This window comes from Rhizobacter sp., assembly GCA_021153565.1.
In the GTDB taxonomy this organism is placed as follows: Bacteria; Pseudomonadota; Gammaproteobacteria; order Burkholderiales; family Burkholderiaceae_C; genus Albitalea.
In genome coordinates this window covers 1-17,894 of the sequence record JAJKJU010000046.1, presented here as the reverse complement: position 1 = coordinate 17,894, position 17,894 = coordinate 1, and the positions used below count along the sequence as shown (strand labels likewise).

The 17,894-nt window shown below is 61.7% G+C and carries 14 protein-coding genes and 2 pseudogenes; 6 read left to right on the top strand and 10 right to left on the bottom strand.

The window, feature by feature from the left end; translation table 11 throughout:
- A pseudogene (locus tag AC30NL_RS03400) lies at positions 1-259 on the top strand (RNA recognition motif domain-containing protein); the annotation flags it as partial.
- Positions 260-522: 263 nt separating this feature from the next.
- Here AC30NL_RS03400 and AC30NL_RS03395 read toward each other — a convergent pair.
- Genes AC30NL_RS03395 through AC30NL_RS03380 form a run of 4 tightly spaced genes read right to left on the bottom strand, consistent with a single transcriptional unit; the run spans position 523 to position 3,560 of the window.
- Positions 523-1,317 carry an SDR family oxidoreductase gene (locus AC30NL_RS03395; RefSeq protein ID WP_489462603.1) on the bottom strand — a complete coding sequence of 265 codons (795 nt, stop codon included), beginning with the start codon at positions 1,315-1,317 and terminating at the stop codon, positions 523-525.
- A gap of 7 nt (positions 1,318-1,324) precedes the next feature.
- Positions 1,325-1,987 carry an LPS export ABC transporter periplasmic protein LptC gene (lptC, locus tag AC30NL_RS03390; RefSeq protein WP_489462602.1) on the bottom strand — a complete coding sequence of 221 codons (663 nt, stop codon included), beginning with the start codon at positions 1,985-1,987 and terminating at the stop codon, positions 1,325-1,327.
- Positions 1,984-2,571: a KdsC family phosphatase gene (locus AC30NL_RS03385; RefSeq protein WP_489462601.1), complete on the bottom strand. Its 588-nt coding sequence runs from the start codon at positions 2,569-2,571 to the stop codon at positions 1,984-1,986. Before AC30NL_RS03385 ends, lptC begins: the two co-directional genes overlap by 4 nt.
- Positions 2,571-3,560, bottom strand: coding sequence for a KpsF/GutQ family sugar-phosphate isomerase (locus tag AC30NL_RS03380; protein WP_489462600.1), 990 nt, complete (start codon positions 3,558-3,560; stop codon positions 2,571-2,573). Before AC30NL_RS03380 ends, AC30NL_RS03385 begins: the two co-directional genes overlap by 1 nt.
- A gap of 97 nt (positions 3,561-3,657) precedes the next feature.
- On the opposite strand from AC30NL_RS03380, the gene AC30NL_RS03375 reads away from it, so the two are divergent.
- On the top strand, positions 3,658-5,658 hold the full coding sequence (locus tag AC30NL_RS03375) for a monovalent cation:proton antiporter family protein (RefSeq protein WP_489462599.1): 2,001 nt from the start codon (positions 3,658-3,660) through the stop codon (positions 5,656-5,658).
- 68 nt (positions 5,659-5,726) lie between these two features.
- On the opposite strand, the gene AC30NL_RS03370 is transcribed toward AC30NL_RS03375, so the two are convergent.
- The 6 genes and pseudogenes from AC30NL_RS03370 to rpmH form a co-directional block, all read right to left on the bottom strand.
- Positions 5,727-6,194 (bottom strand): cyclic nucleotide-binding domain-containing protein, encoded by a 468-nt coding sequence (locus AC30NL_RS03370; RefSeq protein ID WP_489462598.1) that lies wholly within the window; start codon positions 6,192-6,194, stop codon positions 5,727-5,729.
- 159 nt (positions 6,195-6,353) lie between these two features.
- Positions 6,354-7,748, bottom strand: coding sequence for a tRNA uridine-5-carboxymethylaminomethyl(34) synthesis GTPase MnmE (gene mnmE, locus AC30NL_RS03365; RefSeq protein ID WP_489462597.1), 1,395 nt, complete (start codon positions 7,746-7,748; stop codon positions 6,354-6,356).
- A 345-nt stretch (positions 7,749-8,093) separates the two neighbouring features.
- Positions 8,094-9,815 (bottom strand): annotated as a pseudogene (yidC, locus tag AC30NL_RS03360) (membrane protein insertase YidC).
- The gene (yidD, locus tag AC30NL_RS03355) at positions 9,812-10,135 is read right to left on the bottom strand and encodes a membrane protein insertion efficiency factor YidD (protein ID WP_489462604.1); all 324 of its coding nucleotides are present in this window, start codon (positions 10,133-10,135) and stop codon (positions 9,812-9,814) included. Before yidD ends, yidC begins: the two are co-directional and overlap by 4 nt.
- A 169-nt stretch (positions 10,136-10,304) precedes the next feature.
- Positions 10,305-10,793, bottom strand: coding sequence for a ribonuclease P protein component (locus AC30NL_RS03350; RefSeq protein ID WP_489462596.1), 489 nt, complete (start codon positions 10,791-10,793; stop codon positions 10,305-10,307).
- A 40-nt stretch (positions 10,794-10,833) separates the two neighbouring features.
- On the bottom strand, positions 10,834-10,968 hold the full coding sequence (rpmH, locus tag AC30NL_RS03345; RefSeq protein ID WP_007834827.1) for a 50S ribosomal protein L34: 135 nt from the start codon (positions 10,966-10,968) through the stop codon (positions 10,834-10,836).
- 271 nt (positions 10,969-11,239) lie between these two features.
- Between rpmH and dnaA the strand changes: the two genes are divergently transcribed.
- The 4 genes from dnaA to AC30NL_RS03325 all read left to right on the top strand — a co-directional run bounded on the left by dnaA (position 11,240) and on the right by AC30NL_RS03325 (position 17,482).
- Positions 11,240-12,679 (top strand): chromosomal replication initiator protein DnaA, encoded by a 1,440-nt coding sequence (gene dnaA / locus AC30NL_RS03340; protein WP_489462595.1) that lies wholly within the window; start codon positions 11,240-11,242, stop codon positions 12,677-12,679.
- 233 nt (positions 12,680-12,912) lie between these two features.
- Positions 12,913-14,019 carry a DNA polymerase III subunit beta gene (gene dnaN, locus AC30NL_RS03335; protein WP_489462594.1) on the top strand — a complete coding sequence of 369 codons (1,107 nt, stop codon included), beginning with the start codon at positions 12,913-12,915 and terminating at the stop codon, positions 14,017-14,019.
- A gap of 105 nt (positions 14,020-14,124) precedes the next feature.
- Positions 14,125-16,677, top strand: a complete 2,553-nt coding sequence (gyrB, locus tag AC30NL_RS03330) for a DNA topoisomerase (ATP-hydrolyzing) subunit B (RefSeq protein WP_489462593.1) — start codon at positions 14,125-14,127, stop codon at positions 16,675-16,677.
- A 601-nt stretch (positions 16,678-17,278) separates the two neighbouring features.
- Positions 17,279-17,482, top strand: a complete 204-nt coding sequence (locus tag AC30NL_RS03325) for a hypothetical protein (protein ID WP_489462592.1) — start codon at positions 17,279-17,281, stop codon at positions 17,480-17,482.
- Positions 17,483-17,894 lie beyond the last annotated feature (412 nt).

Here is a 17,894-nt window from a genome sequence, read left to right as displayed (position 1 = left end):
GGAACGCGACACGGGTCGCTCCAAAGGCTTTGGCTTTGTCGAAATGGGCAGCGATGCAGAAGCCCAGGCAGCTATCAACGGCATGAACGGCCAGCCTCTGGGCGGCCGCAGCGTTGTCGTGAACGAAGCCCGTCCGATGGAAGCACGTCCTCCACGTAGCGGCGGCTTCGGCGGCGGCGGTGGTGGCGGCTACGGTGGTGGCGGCGGCCGCTCCGGCGGTGGCGGCGGTTACGGTGGCGGTGGTGGCGGACGCGGCGGCTACTAAGCCCTGGTTGTACTAATGACGGCGGTGATGCGAAAGCTCACCGCCGTTTTGCATGGTCGAGCGCGCCTCAGAGGCTGGGAGTTTTTCGAGCGTGTCCGAGCAGCGCGTCAAAAGGCACCTGATCTAGGCGCAAAGCACAGCCATGGCCTCCCGGGCTATGGCGAGCATTTGCAACGACGAGCAGGGGTCTTTTGGCGTGATGAGCGGGCATGATCGAAATGCTCTCAGCCTCTCAGCGTGAACAACGCTGTTTGCGTTCAGCTCGTCTTGCGATTCTTCCTTGGACGCCCGGCCAGCGCGCGGTCGAACAACCAGTTGGGCAGCAGGCGCAAAAGCTTCGCAATGATGCCCGCCTGCCAGGGAATCACGCGGAAGGTCACGCCACCTTCGATCGCCGCAAATGCCTCGTCCGCAAAAGCCTCCGCGGTCATCAGGAATGGCATGCTGTAGCGGTTGTCGCGCGTGAGCGGGGTATCGATGTACCCAGGTGCGACCGTCACGACCTTGACGCCGAAGGGCCGGCATTCGCCACGCAAACTTTCGCAATAGCTGATGACCGCCGCCTTGCTGGAGCAGTAAGCACCATGTCCCGGCAGTCCGCGTATGCCCGCGACGCTCGCGATTCCGGCAAGCCGGCCGCTCTTGCGCTTGCACATCGGGGCGACGAATGGCTGAAAGGTCGCGGCCATTCCAAGGTTGTTGGTCTCGTAGGTGGCGCGCATCACATCGAGGTCGTCGTAGATCGCGGTGTCGACACCCACGCTAATGCCGGCATTGGCGATCACCACGTCCGGTACACCCTGCGCCGCGATGCAGGCACGACCCGCGGCAGTAATACCCGGAATGTCGCGCACGTCGGCCGCGTATACCGCCACACGTGAACCCTCGAGGCCTTGCGACTGCGCCCAGGCCTGCACTTCGGCACTGCGCCGCGCTACAAGTGCAAGCCGATAACCGGCCTTGTAAAAGCGCGCGGCGAGCGCCTGGCCAATGCCGCTCGACGCACCGGTAATGAAGACAAGGGGAGATGTCGTGGCAGAAGTAGGGCCCATCGGTTCCTTATTTGGTCCCGTCGCGAACCGCGGGGGGAAAGCTGGCTGTCACGCGGCCTTTCAGTTGCACGACACGTTCCACGTTGTCGTAGTCCATCGCGTCCGCATGCACTTCCGTACTGCCGCGCGTCACCGTGACCGGCAGATGCGATCGCACGCGCTCGGTGTTCAGAAACGCATGCAGGAACTCGCCGCGAAAGTCCACCGGATCCTCGCCGTCGAGGCTTTCGCGCACGATGTGCGCGCCGCCTTGCAACTGGATCTCGCTGCCGTCGCCATTGGACAGCGCGGTGCGCGCGCTCGCGATGGTCACGTGGCCATCGGGAGCGATGGCCCGCACCCGGACGTTGTCGATTTCCAGCGTGTCGGTGTCGGGGTAGTGGCGCATGGTGTCGCCCTCGATCTGTGCACGCATGCGGCCATCGGGCGCAAAGCGCCGCACGATGAAGTGCGACATTTGATAGTCAGGCTCGTGCTTCAATGGCTCGTCCACTTGAGGCGCGTCTGCCAGCGGCGTGTTCTTCACGAGCCACCAGGTGCCCAGCGCGAGCACGGCCATCAGCAAGAGCGGCAAGAACGACGATGCCTGCTCGATGATTCGCGCCGAGATGGGCATATCACCGTGCCGATGCGCAGCTGCCGCCGGGGCCAACAATGTGGCGTCGGTCATGGGCTCGAAGATCCGTCGTCCAGCGTCACAAGATGCCCGTGCAGCAAGTCAGCGTATCGGCCAGCTGCCGTCAGAAGCAGATCGCAGCATTCGCGCGCGGCCCCATGGCCGCCGGCCGCGCTTGTGACGTGATGCGCCACCGCTCTTGCTTCGACATGCGCGTTCGCCGGTGCGCAGGCAAATACCGCGCGTGTCATGAGCGGCAAGTCAGGCCAGTCGTCGCCCATGGCGGCCAGCGCGTCCCATTCGATCTGCAACGTCTTCATCACGCCCGCCGCCGCGGAGAGCTTGTCGTGCGCGCCATACACGGCATGTGCAATACCCAGATCGGCTACGCGTTTGCGCACGGCAGGCGAATCGCGGCCGGTGATGACGATGGGGACGATGCCGCCCTGGGCCAACAGCTTGAGCCCATGGCCGTCCAGCGTGTTGAAGGCCTTGAATTCCTCCCCGCGTTCGCTGATGTAGATGCGCCCGTCTGTGAGCACCCCGTCGACGTCGAAGATCGCGGCACGAATGCCTTGGGCCTTCAGCAGCAGTTCGGGAGTGAAGGAAAGCGCGGGCACCAAAGTCAGCGACGGCATCAGATGACCTTCGCCCGCATCAAGTCGTTTGAGTTCAGCGCGCCGACGAGCTTGTTATTTTCGTCGACCACCAGAACGAGCGTGATGCGTGCCTCTTCCATCAGGTCGGCAGCATCCACGGCAAGTGCGTCGGGTCGAACGGAACGGGGCCTCTTGTGCATCACCTCGCCGGCTTTCAATCCGCGCAGGTCGCTGCCTTGCTCGATGCAGCGCCGCAAGTCACCGTCAGTGAAGATGCCCAGCACGTAACCCTTTGCGTCGATGACGGCGGCGGCGCCCAGGCCCTTGGTGCCCATCTCACGCATCATGTCGGTGAAGCCGGTTTCGGCCGTCACAGTCGGCAAGGCATCTGCGGTGCGCATGAGATCGCGCACATGCGTGAGCAGCTTGCGGCCGAGGGCCCCACCGGGGTGCGAACGAGCGAAGTCTTCTTCGCGGAATCCGCGAGCGTCGAGCAGAGCCACCGCCAGCGCATCGCCCAGCGCCATCTGTGCGGTCGTGCTGGCCGTCGGTGCGAGATTCAATGGGCAGGCCTCCTCATCGACCGCACTGTTGAGCACAACGTCGGCGTGCTGCGCTAGCGTTGATTCGCCACGACCGGTCATGGCGACCAGTTTCACGCCCAAACGCTTGAGTGCCGGCAGGATGGCGGCAATCTCATCGACTTCCCCTGAATTGGAAATGGCCAGCACCACATCGCCCTCGGTCACCATGCCGAGGTCGCCATGGCTCGCTTCGGCCGGGTGCACAAACATTGCCGGCGTGCCGGTGGATGCGAGAGTTGCGGCGATCTTGCGCCCGACATGGCCGCTCTTGCCCATGCCCATCACAACCACACGTCCACTGCACTGGAGCATGACTTGCACCGCGACACCGAAGCTCTCGCCCTGACGCCCCTTGAGGCCCAGCAAGGCACGGGCTTCAATCTCGAAGGTCTCATGTGCGAGATTCAGGGCGCGTTGCGCATCGAATGAGGGTTTTGCAGGCACGGTGCGACGCCAAGTGTCCGATAGGATGGAGCGATTGTAGGCACCACCGGCATGGCCCTTGCGAGCGGTGCCCGGCACACATTTCGCCCAACCACGAATGGCTTCCTCTCTCGAACTCGTCCTGCTATACCTCGTCGCCGCCGTGGCGGGCGTGGTGGTGTGCAGGCTCGTCAAGCTGCCGCCCATGCTGGGCTACCTGGCGGTGGGCGTGCTCATCGGCCCGAACGCGATGGCGCTCGCAAAGGGTTCGGCGAGCGTCCAGTACCTGGCCGAGTTCGGCGTGGTCTTTCTGATGTTTGTCATCGGGCTCGAATTCAACCTGCCCAAGCTCAAAAGCATGCGCAAGCTGGTGTTCGGGCTGGGTTTCAGCCAGGTATCGCTGACCATGCTCGCCACATTGGCAGCCAATGCCTTGCTGACGTGGGGGCTCTCGCTGGTCGGACGGTCATGGGGCCTGCACTGGCAAAGCGCCATCGCACTCGGCGGCGCACTCGCGATGAGCAGCACGGCCATCGTCGTGAAATTGATGGCCGAGCGGCTGGAGCTCGACAGCGAGCACGGGCGGCAGGTCATGGGCGTCCTGTTGTTCCAGGACTTGGCAGTTGTGCCTCTTCTGGTGCTGATTCCGGCCCTGGGCTCATCCCCGGAATCGCTGATGAGCGAACTTGGAGTCGCCGGCCTGAAAGCGGCCGCCGTGCTGGCGCTTCTTCTGGTGGGCGGTCAGCGCGTGATGCGCTGGTGGCTGACGCAGGTGGCAAGACGCAGGAGCGAAGAGCTCTTCATCTTGAACCTGCTGCTGGTGACGTTGGGCCTGGCCTACCTGACGGAGCATGCCGGCCTGTCGCTCGCGCTGGGTGCCTTCGTGGCCGGCATGCTGATCGCCGAGACAGAGTACAAGCACCAGGTGGAAACCGACATCAGGCCCTTCCACGATGTGTTGCTCGGGCTCTTTTTCATCACTGTGGGCATGAAGCTGGACGCGTTCGCGGTGGCGGCCGAGTTGCCGCTGGTCATTGCGCTCACGGTATTGCCCGTGTTTTTCAAGTTCGCACTGGTCACCGCGCTCGCCAAGCTGTTCGGCGCCCCCACGGGCGTGGCCTTGCGCACCGGTCTTTATCTCGCCCAGGCAGGCGAGTTCGGTTTCGTGTTGCTGGCACTTGCCACCGACAACAAACTCTTGCCTCCACACCTGCAAAGCCCCGTGCTGGCGAGCATGGTGCTGAGCATGATGGCGACACCCTTCATCGTGATGTACAGCAACCGGATCGTCATGCGACTGAGCTCGAGCGACTGGCTGATGCAGTCCGTCGCGATGACGACCATCGCCAAACGCGCGATCAATACCGAGCGGCACGTGATCATCGCGGGTTACGGACGCAGCGGGCAGAACCTGGCGCGCATCCTTGAGGGCGAGCACATCCAGTACATGGCGTTGGACCTCGACCCCGATCGAGTGCGGCAGGCGACAGCTGCCGGGCAGAGTGTTGTGTTCGGCGACGCGGCACGGCTGCAAAGCCTGATGGCCGCGGGTTTGGCACGTGCAAGTGCGGTGGTGGTGAGCTACCACGACACCGCTTCGGCCATGAAAATCCTGCACCTCGTGCAAACGCACGCACCGAAGGTACCGGTCATCGTGCGCACCATCGACGACGGCGATCTTGAAAAGCTTCGCGCGGCGGGGGCGACCGAGGTGGTACCCGAGGCTCTAGAGGGATCACTGATGCTTGCAAGCCATGCGCTCGCGCTGGTGGGCGTGCCCATGAGGCGGGTGATCCGCGTCGTACAGGACCAGCGCGATGCGCGATACGGGCTGCTGCGCGGGTACTTCCACGGCGCGGACGACGACACCGTCGACGAGCTGCAGACGGCACGCCTGTCGAGCATTACGCTGCCTTCGGGCGCGCAATGCGTGGGCCGATCGCTGGGCGATCAGGCCCTGCACGCCGTGGGCGTCACGGTGGTGTCATTGCGTCAAGCATCGGGCGCTGTCACCAAGCCGCGCGACGACGCCACGCTGGCGTCGGGCGATACGCTGGTGCTGTCGGGTTTGCCGGAGCCGCTCGCTCTGGCAGAAGAAAGACTGCTGGGGTCTATCTAGTTCTAGGGCGAGAAACAGGTCTTGCCGGGATGGTCGTCAGGCAGGAGGAGTGCAGCGAGGGAATCAACTCAACTGAACGGAATCTGCCGCAGCAGGTTGTTGCGCATGCGCGTGTACATCACGCCCCCGGCCGCGCGAATGAGTTCGAGTGCAAGTGCCGGTAATCGCTGCGAGAGCTCTTCGAGGCGCGGCCCGCGCAGGGCCCAAACCTCGCATGGCGTCATCGCTTCGACGTTGGCCATGCGTGCCACGTCACTGAAGAGGCCGGGCTCGCCGATCACGGAGCCCGCACGCAGGATGGCGATGCGGTTGGTGCCAGGCGGTCCACCGGTCGCGAAGACCTGCAGCGACCCCTGGCCGAGGAAATACATGGTTCGATCGGTATCACCTTGCTTGATGAGCAGATCGCCAGCACGGATTTCGTGGCGGGTGAGATACGGCGAGATGATGCGCCATTGATCCAGCGAGAGTCGCGGCCGGAATGCGTCATCCGCATTCAGCGTCTGCATCGCGTGCACCAAGTCGTTAAATTCCATTCGATACCCCGAAGCTATAGCGCCTCGCCCCTTCGTAGTTGTTGACCGATTATGCGGTCGCAGCCATGACACCCACAATCGCCCGGACACGGTGTCCAGGCTCCTTCGGCCTATGAAGCGGCGCCGCTGTCGCGATCTTTGTCACGCAATCGGCATCCCTCACTTCCCGATACAAAACCTGCTGAAGATTTCGCCCAGCAAGTCATCGGCGCTGAACTCGCCGGTGATCTCGCCCAGCGCAGTCTGCGCGAGGCGCAACTCCTCCGCAAGCAGGTCGAGCGCAGGCTCACGGCTGTCGGCTTGCGATTGCGCCATCGCCAGGTGTTCGCGCGTTCGCCGCAAGGCCTGGACGTGGCGAGTGCGAGCAATGAACAGACCTTCGGGGCTCGCGTGCCAGCCGGCGAGCTCGAGCAACTTGCGGCGAAGAACTCCCAGGCCGGCACCGGTCTTGGCGGATACCGGCAGACCTTGAGTCGCCGCGCGCTCGGCTGCAGCTGATGCGGCATCGGCCTTGTTGAACACGCGGACCAACCGACCTTGATCGGCAAGGGTGGCGGGAAGCCGCTGCGCGATATTGCTGTCGCCAGCGTCGTAGTCCGGCTCGCCCGCACGCGTGAGGTCGTGCAGAAGGAGCAGGGCATCGGCGCCTTCGATCTCGGCCCATGTGCGCGCAATGCCGATGCGCTCAACCTCGTCACGCGTCTCGTGCTCTGCACGGATGCCCGCGGTGTCGATCACATGCACTGGCACGCCTTCGATCTGGATGGTCTCGCTCACCTTGTCGCGTGTGGTGCCGGCAATCGGCGTGACGATGGCGAGCTCCGCACCGGCCAATGCATTGAGCAGCGAACTCTTGCCCACGTTAGGCTGGCCGGCGATCACGACCTTGATACCTTCTCGCAATAGTGCGCCTTGCTTCGCGCGGTCGAGGACCGTGTCAAGCTGCTGGGCGATGGTTTCGAGCTGGCCGCGCGCGTCGGCCTTTTGCAGGAAGTCGATCTCTTCCTCAGGGAAGTCGAGAGTGGCTTCGACCAGCATGCGCAGGTGAATGAGCTGGTCACGCAGGGTGTGAATCTCGGCCGAGAAGCCGCCACTGAGCGAACGGCTTGCCGAACGCGCGGCGGCTTCCGTGCTTGCATCAATGAGATCGATGACGGCTTCTGCCTGCGCAAGATCGAGCTTGTCGTTGAGGTAGGCGCGCTCGGTGAATTCACCCGGCTCGGCCACTCGCAAGCCGATGTCGCGGCCCGCTTCGAGGCAGCGAGCAAGCAGCAGTTGCAGCACCACCGGCCCCCCGTGGGCCTGCAACTCGAGCACCTCTTCGCCGGTGTATGAATGCGGCGCCGGAAAGTGAAGGGCGATGCCCTGATCGATGGCCACGCCTTGTGCGTCCACAAAGGGAAGATAGGTCGCGTGGCGGGGTGGCAGGGCTTTGCCGCAGACGGCGTCGATGATCGGCCTCAACTCGCGGCCCGACGCGCGGACGATGCCCACCGCGCCGCGCCCGGGCGCCGTGGCAACGGCGATGATCGGATCGTGATGTCGAGGCAGCATGAGGCCATTTTCGCCGAGGGCGAGCATGCGGCACGGCAAAAGCATTGACCGAGCCCGCAATGAGACATCGTCCAAGGCCTGTCGGATGGCGCGGGGGGAGGCAGCGTCGACGAGACTTTCGTGGATGCTGACGCTCCTGAGCCAGCCTGGCATGCCGCAACCCGCCTCAAAATTGCTGGGGGTTGCGAATGCAGGCCGGTTCTACCCCGCATTGGTCGATTGTGGAATTTATCGACCCGGTCGTGCGGCCGTCTGGTCGCTATCCAACGAGGCTCGTGCGAAGTTAACGACCCCATGTAAAACGCCCCGCACTTGGGCGAGGCGTGATAGGCCCGAAGTCGCACGTCAGGAGTTCAGTACACCCATTCGCTTGTTGATGATGTATTGCTGCGCGATAGAAAGGATGTTGTTCGTCAGCCAATACAGCACGAGGCCGGCCGGGAAGAAAAAGAACATCACCTAGAAGGCGAGCGGCATGAACCACATCATCTTGGCTTGCACCGGATCGGGCGGCTTCGCACCCAGTGCCACCTGGATCAAGCTCGTACCAGTCATGAGCAGCGGCAGGATGAAGAACGGGTCCTTTACAGAGAGATCGGTGATCCAGCCCAGCCAGGGCGCACCGCGCATTTCAACCGAGGACAGCAGCACCCAGTACAGCGCGATGAAGAACGGCATCTGCACGACGATGGGCAAGCAGCCGCCCAGCGGATTGACCTTTTCTTCGCGGTAGATGCGCATCATTTCCTGCTGCATCTGCTGCGGCTTGTCTTTGTAGCGCTCGCGCAGTTCCTGCACCTTGGGGTTGATGGCCTTCATTTTGGCCATCGACTTGTAGGCGCTGGCGTTAAGCCAGTAGAACGCGATCTTGAGCAACACGACCAGTGCAACGATCGACCAGCCCCAGTTCCCGAGGAACTTGTGCAGCTGCGTGAGCAGCGAGAAGAGCGGCTCGGAAAGGATCTTCAGCTTGCCGTAGTCCTTGACGAGTTCAAGGCCGGGCGCGAGCGTCGCGAGTTTGTTTTCCTCCTGCGGGCCAGCGAAGAGCACCGCCTCGAACTTCTGCGAAGCACCGGGCGCGATCGCTGGCAGCTTGAACAGGATGGCTGCGCTGTAGACCTTGTGGCCGAACATGTTCTCGTTGGCGTCGATGGCGCGAACGCGAAACTCACGTTCTTCCTTGCTGTTGTGCAGCCAGGCGCTCGCAAAGTAATGCTGCACCATGGCGACCCAGCAGTTGTCTGCGGTCTGTACGGTTGGTGCCTTGTCGACGTCCTTGAACTCCAGCTTGTGGAACTTGACCTCTTCGTTGTACAGCGCCGGGCCAGTGAAGGTGCTGTAAAAGCTCGATCCGCCGGGACCGGGCGTACCGTCACGCACCAATTGCAGGTAAATCTGCTGACCGGGCACAGGGGCCGCGCCAACGTTGCGAATTTCATGCTTCACGTCGACCGTGAACTGGCCGCGGTGGAAGACATAGGTTTTGACGAGCTTCATGCCGGCTTGTTCGGCCGATTCGAAGCTCACCGTGACGTCGTTGGCGCCGTCTTTCAGCACCCGCTCGCCAGGAACCACAGCCATCGCGCTCAGGTGGTTGGGCGCGCCCTCCACGCCAAGAAGGCCGGACTCGGCCACGTAGGTGCGCTGGCTGGTACTGTCGAACAGTACGACATTGGTGGCGGGACGCTCTTGCTTGCTGCCGCGACCGATCATCGCGAGGAGCGGTTCATACCATTCCTTCTCGACCTGCTCGCGTTGATTCAGCAGTTCAAGTCGAACGAGCGAGGCGCCGCGTGAGTCGAGCGTCGCCTTGACTGTGTCGGTGACAACTTCCACTTTTTGCGACGGGATCGGTGCGGCCCCGGATTGAACCGCGGAGGCAGTCGTTGCGCCGGACGTCATCCCGGCCGCTCCTGACGCAGCCGGCGCGGATGCGCTCGCGGCCTGCTTCACAGGCGGTGGACGCAGCAGAGAAGGCCGGCCGTTCTGCGTGTTCCATGCTTCGAACAGCAGGAACAATGAAACCAGGAAGACGCCCCAGAGCAGGGTGCGACGCATGTCGGTCATGGCGTGTTCTTTTCGCGGGAAAGGGAGGGATTGGGTCGGTCGGGAGATGGGTCCGACAGTCGGCTGAACAAGGGGTAGGGGTGGGACGGAACGGGTTCGTGTCCGCCGGTGCACCAAGGATGGCAGCGAGCAATTCGGCCGACCGTGAGCAAGGCGCCGACGATTGCACCATGCCTTTCGAGCGCCTGCATTGAATATGCAGAGCAGGTCGGCTCAAAGCGACAGGAACTGCCCAGCCACGGGCTCAGAAAAAACCGGTAGCCTCGCACCAGCAAGATGAGTGCGTCGCGCGGCACGTCGATGACCCGCCGGATGAGCATCATGAATCAGAGGCTGAGAGTGTTTCGAGCGTGTCCGAGCAGCTCGTCAAAAGGCACCTGATCTAGACGCAAAGCGCAGCCATAGCTCGTGCTATGGCGAGCATTTGCAACGGCGAGCAGGGGCCTTTTGGCGTGATGAGCGGGCATGATCGAAATACTCTCAGCGTCTTCAGGCACGTTTCGTTCGGCGAATCGCATCCGCGAGCAGGATGTCGAGCTCGCCGCGTGCAATGTCTCGCAGCGCGGACGAGGCAGCACTCGGAAATTCCTTTGTGGCGAAGGGCGAGCGCAGTCGCACGACCCAAAGACCGTCCGCCAGGCCGGTCAATTGCTGGATCTGTCGGATCATGGCAGCGCGGATTTGCCGCTTCAGAAGCGATCGCGTCACCGATCGCTTGGCATGCCGTTTGGGAACCACGGCACCCACCCATACACCGGCCTTGTCCGCAATTGGTTCAAGGACAATGTCATCCACAGCCTTGGAATCACCGGGTGACTGACTTGTTGATAACTCAGCGGATAACTTGTGGACGGAAGGCTTGCCAGGCAAGCCGGGGACGCCTTCAACGTAGTGAACGGCAAAGTGCGTGCTGCGCGCCCGGGTAGGAGCGGAGAGAACGCGTTCGAAGTCGACGGAACGTACGATGCGGCCGATCACGACGCGAGCCCCGGCAAAACAGGGCAGGTCGGCGTCGGGATCAGACAGCCAGGCGCTTGCGGCCCTTGGCGCGACGTGCGTTGATGACGGCGCGGCCACCGCGGGTCTTCATGCGAACGAGGAAGCCGTGGGTACGGGCGCGGCGGACTTTGGAAGCTTGGTAGGTGCGTTTCATGGTGGTTCCTGCAGGGATAGCTCCCGACGGGCAACCAGCGCGTATCTCGCAAAGTCCAAAAAATGCTTCTGGACTTCCTGGAGACCCTCGCGGGGAAAGCATTCGGGAAACCGACTATTACACCAAAAACCTCCTTCTAAGTCAAAGACTTGGACGGCACGATGCGGTTGCCAAGGGGGCTTGACCCCTGGGTCGAAACTGTGGATAACCGCCTTCCTGGCCGTGTCGAGGGACGTACAATCCGGCCGCTCCAAAGAGAGTTTTCCACAACATGACCGCTGACCTCTGGCTGCGCGGCTGCGAACGACTCGCGGCTGAACTGCCCGAACAACAATTCAATACCTGGATCCGCCCATTGCCAGCTGCCGATGTCGCTGACGATGGTTCGGGCGATGCCGTGGTCACGTTGCGCGTGCCCAACCGGTTCAAGCTCGACTGGATCCGCAACCAGTACGCCAACCGCATCGAGGCCCTGCTCACCGAGATTGCGGGCAAGCCAGTTCGACTTGAGATCGCCCTCGCCCAGCGCGACACCGAACGGACCGTTGCCATTGGCATGGCTTCCGTCATCGCCATTAATTCACGGCCGCAAAGCGTCGCTCAGGCGCTGAACGGCGCTCCATTGAATGGGAGTTACGCGCCCCTGTCGGTTGTTCCCAGCGCCCAGGCCAGCGCTGCCAGGGCGCTGGCCACCAACCGCCTCAACCTGAACCTCACCTTCGACACCCTCGTACCAGGGCGCGCCAACCAGATGGCCCGCACCGCGGCACTGCACGTGGCCGGAGCGCCGGGGCAAATGTACAACCCGCTATTCATTTACGGTGGGGTGGGCCTCGGCAAAACGCACCTGATTCACGCAGTGGGCAATGCGCTTCTGGCCGACAAGGCCGATGCGCGCATCCTTTACCTGCATGCCGAGCAGTTCATCACCGATGTGGTGAAGAACTATCAGCGCAAGACCTTCGACGAGCTGAAGGCCAAGTATCACTCGCTCGACCTCCTGCTGATCGACGATGTGCAGTTCTTCGCCGGTAAGGAACGGACGCAGGAAGAGTTTTTCAACGCTTTCGAGGCGCTGCTCGCCAAGCGCGCGCACATCATCATGACGAGCGACACCTACCCAAAAGGGTTGGCGGACATCGACGAGCGGCTCACCTCGCGCTTCGACGCTGGCCTGACCGTCGCCATCGAGCCGCCTGAGCTCGAGATGCGCGTGGCCATCCTCATGCGCAAGGCCGAGGCCGAAGGCACGACCATGCCCGAGGACGTGGCCTTCTTCGTGGCGAAGAACGTGCGGGCAAACGTGCGCGAGTTGGAAGGCGCCCTGCGCAAGATCCTGGCGTATTCACGCTTCAGCCACAAGGACATCAACATCCAGCGCGCCCGCGAGGCGCTGAAAGACCTGCTGTCGATCCAGAACCGCCAGGTCGGGGTCGAGAACATTCAAAAGACTGTCGCCGACTTCTACAAGATCAAGGTCGCCGACATGTATTCAAAGAAGCGTCCGGCGAGCATCGCACGGCCTCGTCAGATTGCGATGTACATCGCCAAGGAGATGACCCAGAAGAGCCTGCCGGAAATCGGCGAGCTCTTCGGCGGACGCGACCACACGACGGTTCTGCATGCGGTGCGCAAGATCGCCGCGGAGCGCCAGAAAAACACCGAACTGAACCAGCAGTTGCACGTGCTCGAACAGACACTCAAGGGTTAAGCACGGTGACGGCTCTCGCGTCAAACAACAAGGGTGGGGACAACTTTTGAACAAGCTGCCAAATGTCCACAGGGCGAGGACGTCTCGAAAAGTTATTGATTGCCAGTCCCACCTTTCGAGCCTGCTGTCCCACAGGGTTCACCGGTACGTAAATGATTGACAGAAAAGGGGAAAATGGTGTTCTCCACAGAAACTGTTCACCCCTACTAGAACTACTAATTTAAGAGGTTGACATGATTGTCTTGAAGGCAGCGCAAGAAAAGTTGTTGAACACCTTGCAGGCGGTGTCCGGCATCGTCGAACGCCGGCACACCCTGCCCATCCTTGCCAACGTGCTGATCCGCAAAACGGGCGGGCAAATCGAGTTCACCACCTCGGATCTTGAGATCCAGGTTCGCACCGTGGCCGAGTTCGATGGCGATGAGTCGAACTACGCAACCACCGTCGGCGCTCGCAAGCTGATCGACATTCTTCGAGCCCTGCCGAGCGAGCAAACGGTGACGCTGTCTTCGAACCAGAACAAGCTCACGCTACAAGGGGGCAAGAGCCGCTTCACGCTGCAAACCCTGCCGAGCGATGACTTCCCCCTGGTGCAGGAAGCGGCCGATTTCGGCCCTGCCTTCAGCGTCCCGCAGAAAACGCTCAAGCTGCTCATCAACCAGGTGCACTTCGCAATGGCGGTGCACGACATCCGCTACTACCTCAACGGCATCCTGTTCGTGGCCGAAGGCAAGAGCTTGACGCTGGTGGCAACCGACGGGCACCGCCTGGCCCTTGCGCAATCGAACCTCGACGTTGAAATCCCAAAGCAGGAGGTCATCCTTCCGCGCAAGACCGTGCTCGAACTGCAGCGTTTGCTGAAGGACGAAGACACGCCGATCGAGATGCGTTTTGCCGGCAATCAGGCGAAATTCAGCTTCAGCGGGATGGAGTTCGTCACCAAGCTCGTGGAAGGCAAGTTCCCCGACTACAACCGCGTGATTCCGAAGAACCACAAGAACCACTTCACGCTCGGCCGCGCATCGTTGTTGTCGAGCTTGCAACGCGCGGCAATTCTGACCAGCGAGAAGTTCAAGGGCGTGCGCGTGAACATCGAACCGGGCACCTTGCGCATCGCGTCGAGCAATGCCGAGCAGGAAGAAGCGAAGGAAGAAGTCGAAATCGACTACTCGGGCGACAGCATCGAGATCGGCTTCAATGTGACCTACCTGATGGACGCGCTGGCCAACATGAGCCAGGAGATGATCAAGATCGAGTTGCAGGACACGAATTCGAGCGCTTTGATCACGGTGCCGGAACAGGCTGGCTTCAAGTACGTCGTGATGCCTATGCGAATTTGAGCGTCGAATTTTGAGGCTGATAGCAAGCGGGCGTCGGCCTGCTTCAGTGTTTTCGAAGGGACTCGGAATCAGCGGTTCCGCCCCATATGAGAGTCAGAAACAGCGATGAGCGAAGTGCAAAACACCCCTGAAGACGACGGCAAGAAAATCGGCGACAAGGCATCAGAAGCGGCCGCCGTCGGTCCGGCGATCGATGCCTATGGTGAGGGCAGCATCCAGATCCTCGAAGGCTTGGAAGCGGTGCGCAAGCGTCCGGGCATGTACATCGGCGACACATCGGACGGCACGGGACTGCACCACCTGGTGTTCGAGGTGGTTGACAACTCCATAGACGAGTCGCTCGCGGGCCATTGCGACGACATCGTGGTCACCATTCACACCGACAACTCGATTTCCGTGATCGACAACGGCCGCGGAATTCCGACCGGCGTGAAGATGGACGACAAGCACGAGCCCAAGCGCAGTGCGGCTGAAATCGCGTTGACTGAACTGCACGCCGGCGGCAAGTTCAACCAGAACAGCTACAAGGTTTCGGGCGGCCTGCACGGCGTTGGCGTGTCCTGCGTGAACGCGCTGAGCAAATGGCTTCGGTTGACCGTGCGTCGCGAAGGCAAGGTGCATTTCATCGAGTTCAAGAATGGCTTCCCGCAGGACCGTCTGGTTGAGATGCGAGATGGCTTCGAGATCAGCCCGATGCGCGTCACCGGGGAGACCGAGAAACGCGGGACGGAAGTGCACTTTCTGCCCGACGACGAGATCTTCAACAACATCGACTTCCACTACGACATCCTCAGCAAGCGCTTGCGCGAACTGAGCTTCCTGAACAACGGCGTGAAGATTCGTCTTGTCGACGAGCGCAACAACAAGGAAGACAACTTCGCCTTTGTGGGCGGCGTGAAGGGTTTCGTCGACTTCATCAACACCGGCAAGAAGGTGCTGCACCCGAACATCTTTCACGCTACCGGCGACAAGATGAGCGACCAGAACACCAACATCACGGCCGAGGTCGCGATGCAGTGGAACGACGGCTACAGCGAGAACGTTCTCTGCTTCACCAACAACATCCCGCAGCGTGACGGCGGCACCCACCTGACGGGTCTGCGTGCGGCGATGACGCGTGTCATCAACAAGTACATCGAAGACAACGAGCTCGCGAAGAAAGCCAAGGTCGAGGTGACCGGCGACGACATGCGAGAAGGCCTGTGCTGCGTGCTGAGCGTGAAGGTGCCGGAGCCGAAGTTCTCGAGCCAGACCAAGGACAAGCTCGTGTCGAGCGAAGTGCGCGGGCCGGTCGAGGACGTGGTGAGCAAGTCACTCAACGACTACCTGCTCGAGAACCCGATCGACGCGAAGATCATCTGCGGCAAGATCGTGGATGCGGCGCGTGCACGCGAGGCGGCCCGCAGGGCTCGCGAGATGACGCGGCGCAAAGGCGTGCTCGACGGCATGGGACTGCCGGGAAAGCTGGCAGACTGCCAGGAGAAGGATCCGGCGCTATGCGAGATCTACATCGTCGAGGGCGACTCCGCAGGCGGCTCGGCCAAGCAAGGCCGCGATCGCAAGTTCCAGGCGATTCTTCCGTTGCGCGGCAAGATTTTGAACGTCGAGAAAGCGCGCTTCGAAAAGCTGTTGACGAGCAATGAAATCCTGACGCTGATCACGGCGCTGGGCACGGGCATCGGCAAGGGTTCGGGCGGCGACGATTTCAACGTCGACAAGCTGCGCTACCACCGCATCATCATCATGACCGACGCGGACGTGGACGGAGCACACATTCGCACGCTGCTGCTCACCTTCTTCTATCGCCAGATGCCCGAGCTTGTCGAGCGCGGCCACATCTACATCGCGCAGCCGCCGCTCTACAAGGTCAAGCTCGGCAAGGAAGAGCAGTACCTGAAGGATGGGCATGAGCTCGACGGCTATCTGCTTAAGGTGGCCTTGAAGGATGCGAAGCTGGAGACGGGCGTGCCCGGTGCAGCCATTTTGCAAGGCGATGCGCTGGAAGCGTTGGCGCGGCAATACGTGCTGGCCAACAACGTGGTCGAGCGCTTGAGCAACTGGATGGATATCGAAGGTTTGCGCGCGATGGCCAACGGCCTTGAAATCAACCTCGACACGCTCGAAGCTGCCGAAGAATCCGCCAAGTCTTTGAAGGGAGCGCTGCACAACGCCGAAGTGACGGCAGAGTTCGATGCACGCATGGACAAGCACATCCTGCGCATCAGCCGAATCCACCATGGAAACGTGAAGAGCAGCGTGATCAGCGCCGACTTCGTGCATGGTGCCGATTACGAAGCGCTGAGTACAGCTGGCAAGACCTTCAAGGGCTTGGTGAGCGGCACGGCGGTAGTTCGCCGCGGCGAAGGCGAGCGGCAGAAGGAAGCGAAGGTCGGCGATTTCCGACAGGCGATGGCGTGGCTGATCCAGCAAGCTGAATCGGCGGTGGGCCGGCAACGCTACAAGGGTTTGGGTGAGATGAATCCGCAGCAGTTGTGGGAGACAACGATGGACCCGACGGTGCGGCGCTTGTTGCGCGTGCAGATCGATGACGCGATCGAGGCAGATCGGGTGTTCACGATGCTGATGGGGGATGAGGTTGAGCCGCGTCGGGATTTCATCGAGAGCAATGCGTTGAGGGCGGCGAATATCGACGTTTGACGGTGTCGGGTGACACGGAAAGTGCGATCTGTGCCAGGTTCGTGCAACGAAGCTGGCAGATAAGACGACACAACCCGCACCGAAGTGAGTGAGGCAAAACGCCCGGCTTGCCGGGCGTTTTGCCTTTTAGCGTCGTCCGGTCCGGATTGGTCCGGATTGGTCCGGATTGGTCCGGATGGACGTGCGCCTAATGGTGGACTTCCATCTGTCCGGCGTTGACCGCGACCGGCTCCGACAACTAGCCGTTCGCGTGCCTCGCGACACCTGACGGTCAAGATGCCTGATCACAGTGCGGCTGTCGGCCGCGCTCGCGACCGTGATCGTCATCGCGAAATGCAGTGAGTCACACCGGGCGCCAGGGATCGCCAGTAGCGCTCTTGTTCCCCAGAGCGTCGGCGTGCGCGGCTGGGACGTACCTCGCCACAGTGACCAATGGCACGGTTTTAGCCCTGTTCGCGGTGCATCCGAATCGGTGCGATTTGAGGGTGTTCCGCGTGGCGGTCGGTGCCTTTCCGGAAGTGACACTGCGTTCCTTTCAAGTACTTGAGTTGATGCAAACTAGCAGCTAAGATGCTGCAAAGTTGGTGCGGAACTCAAGAGTGTGGCGCGAGCAAAAAATCTAGTTGAAACCACTCGGCTGACGTTCTCACCGTCTGCCGAGGTCGTCTCGTACGTCGATGATCTGGTACGCCTCGGCATCCACGGGAAAGCGCGTGCGGATGTCGTCAACGCCATGGTTATCCGCGAAATCGAGCGGTTGATCAAAGAAGGGTTTCTTCAATTGCGCAAGCCTGAAGCGAAGTGAGGCGATGACCGTGGGAGGTGCGATGCGTACTGCTGTGAACAGATGGGGCTGGGTAGCCCTTCGAACCCTCGCGCGTCGCAACGCCGACTGAGGCAAGCAGCCGTGCCTTCGCGCAAAGCACCCAAGGCGGCCACCGAGCTATCGGTGAAGGACCCTGCGGATCAGGCAGACGACTCCCCGCTTGTTCCGAAGCCCTGCCCAGAGGTGGTCATCGGTTTGGTCGGTCCAGTCGGAATTGATCTCGACCCGATCGTTGACGTGCTGGCTCGCCGTTTGGAAGCCGTCGCATACAGAGCCTTGCCGGTCCGTCTTAGCCCAAGTTTGTCATTTGGCACTACGACCCCCAATGAAATCATTGACTTAGGACGATATGGCGGCGTGTATGGCACTACTTTTGTGTAGTGCCGGACGG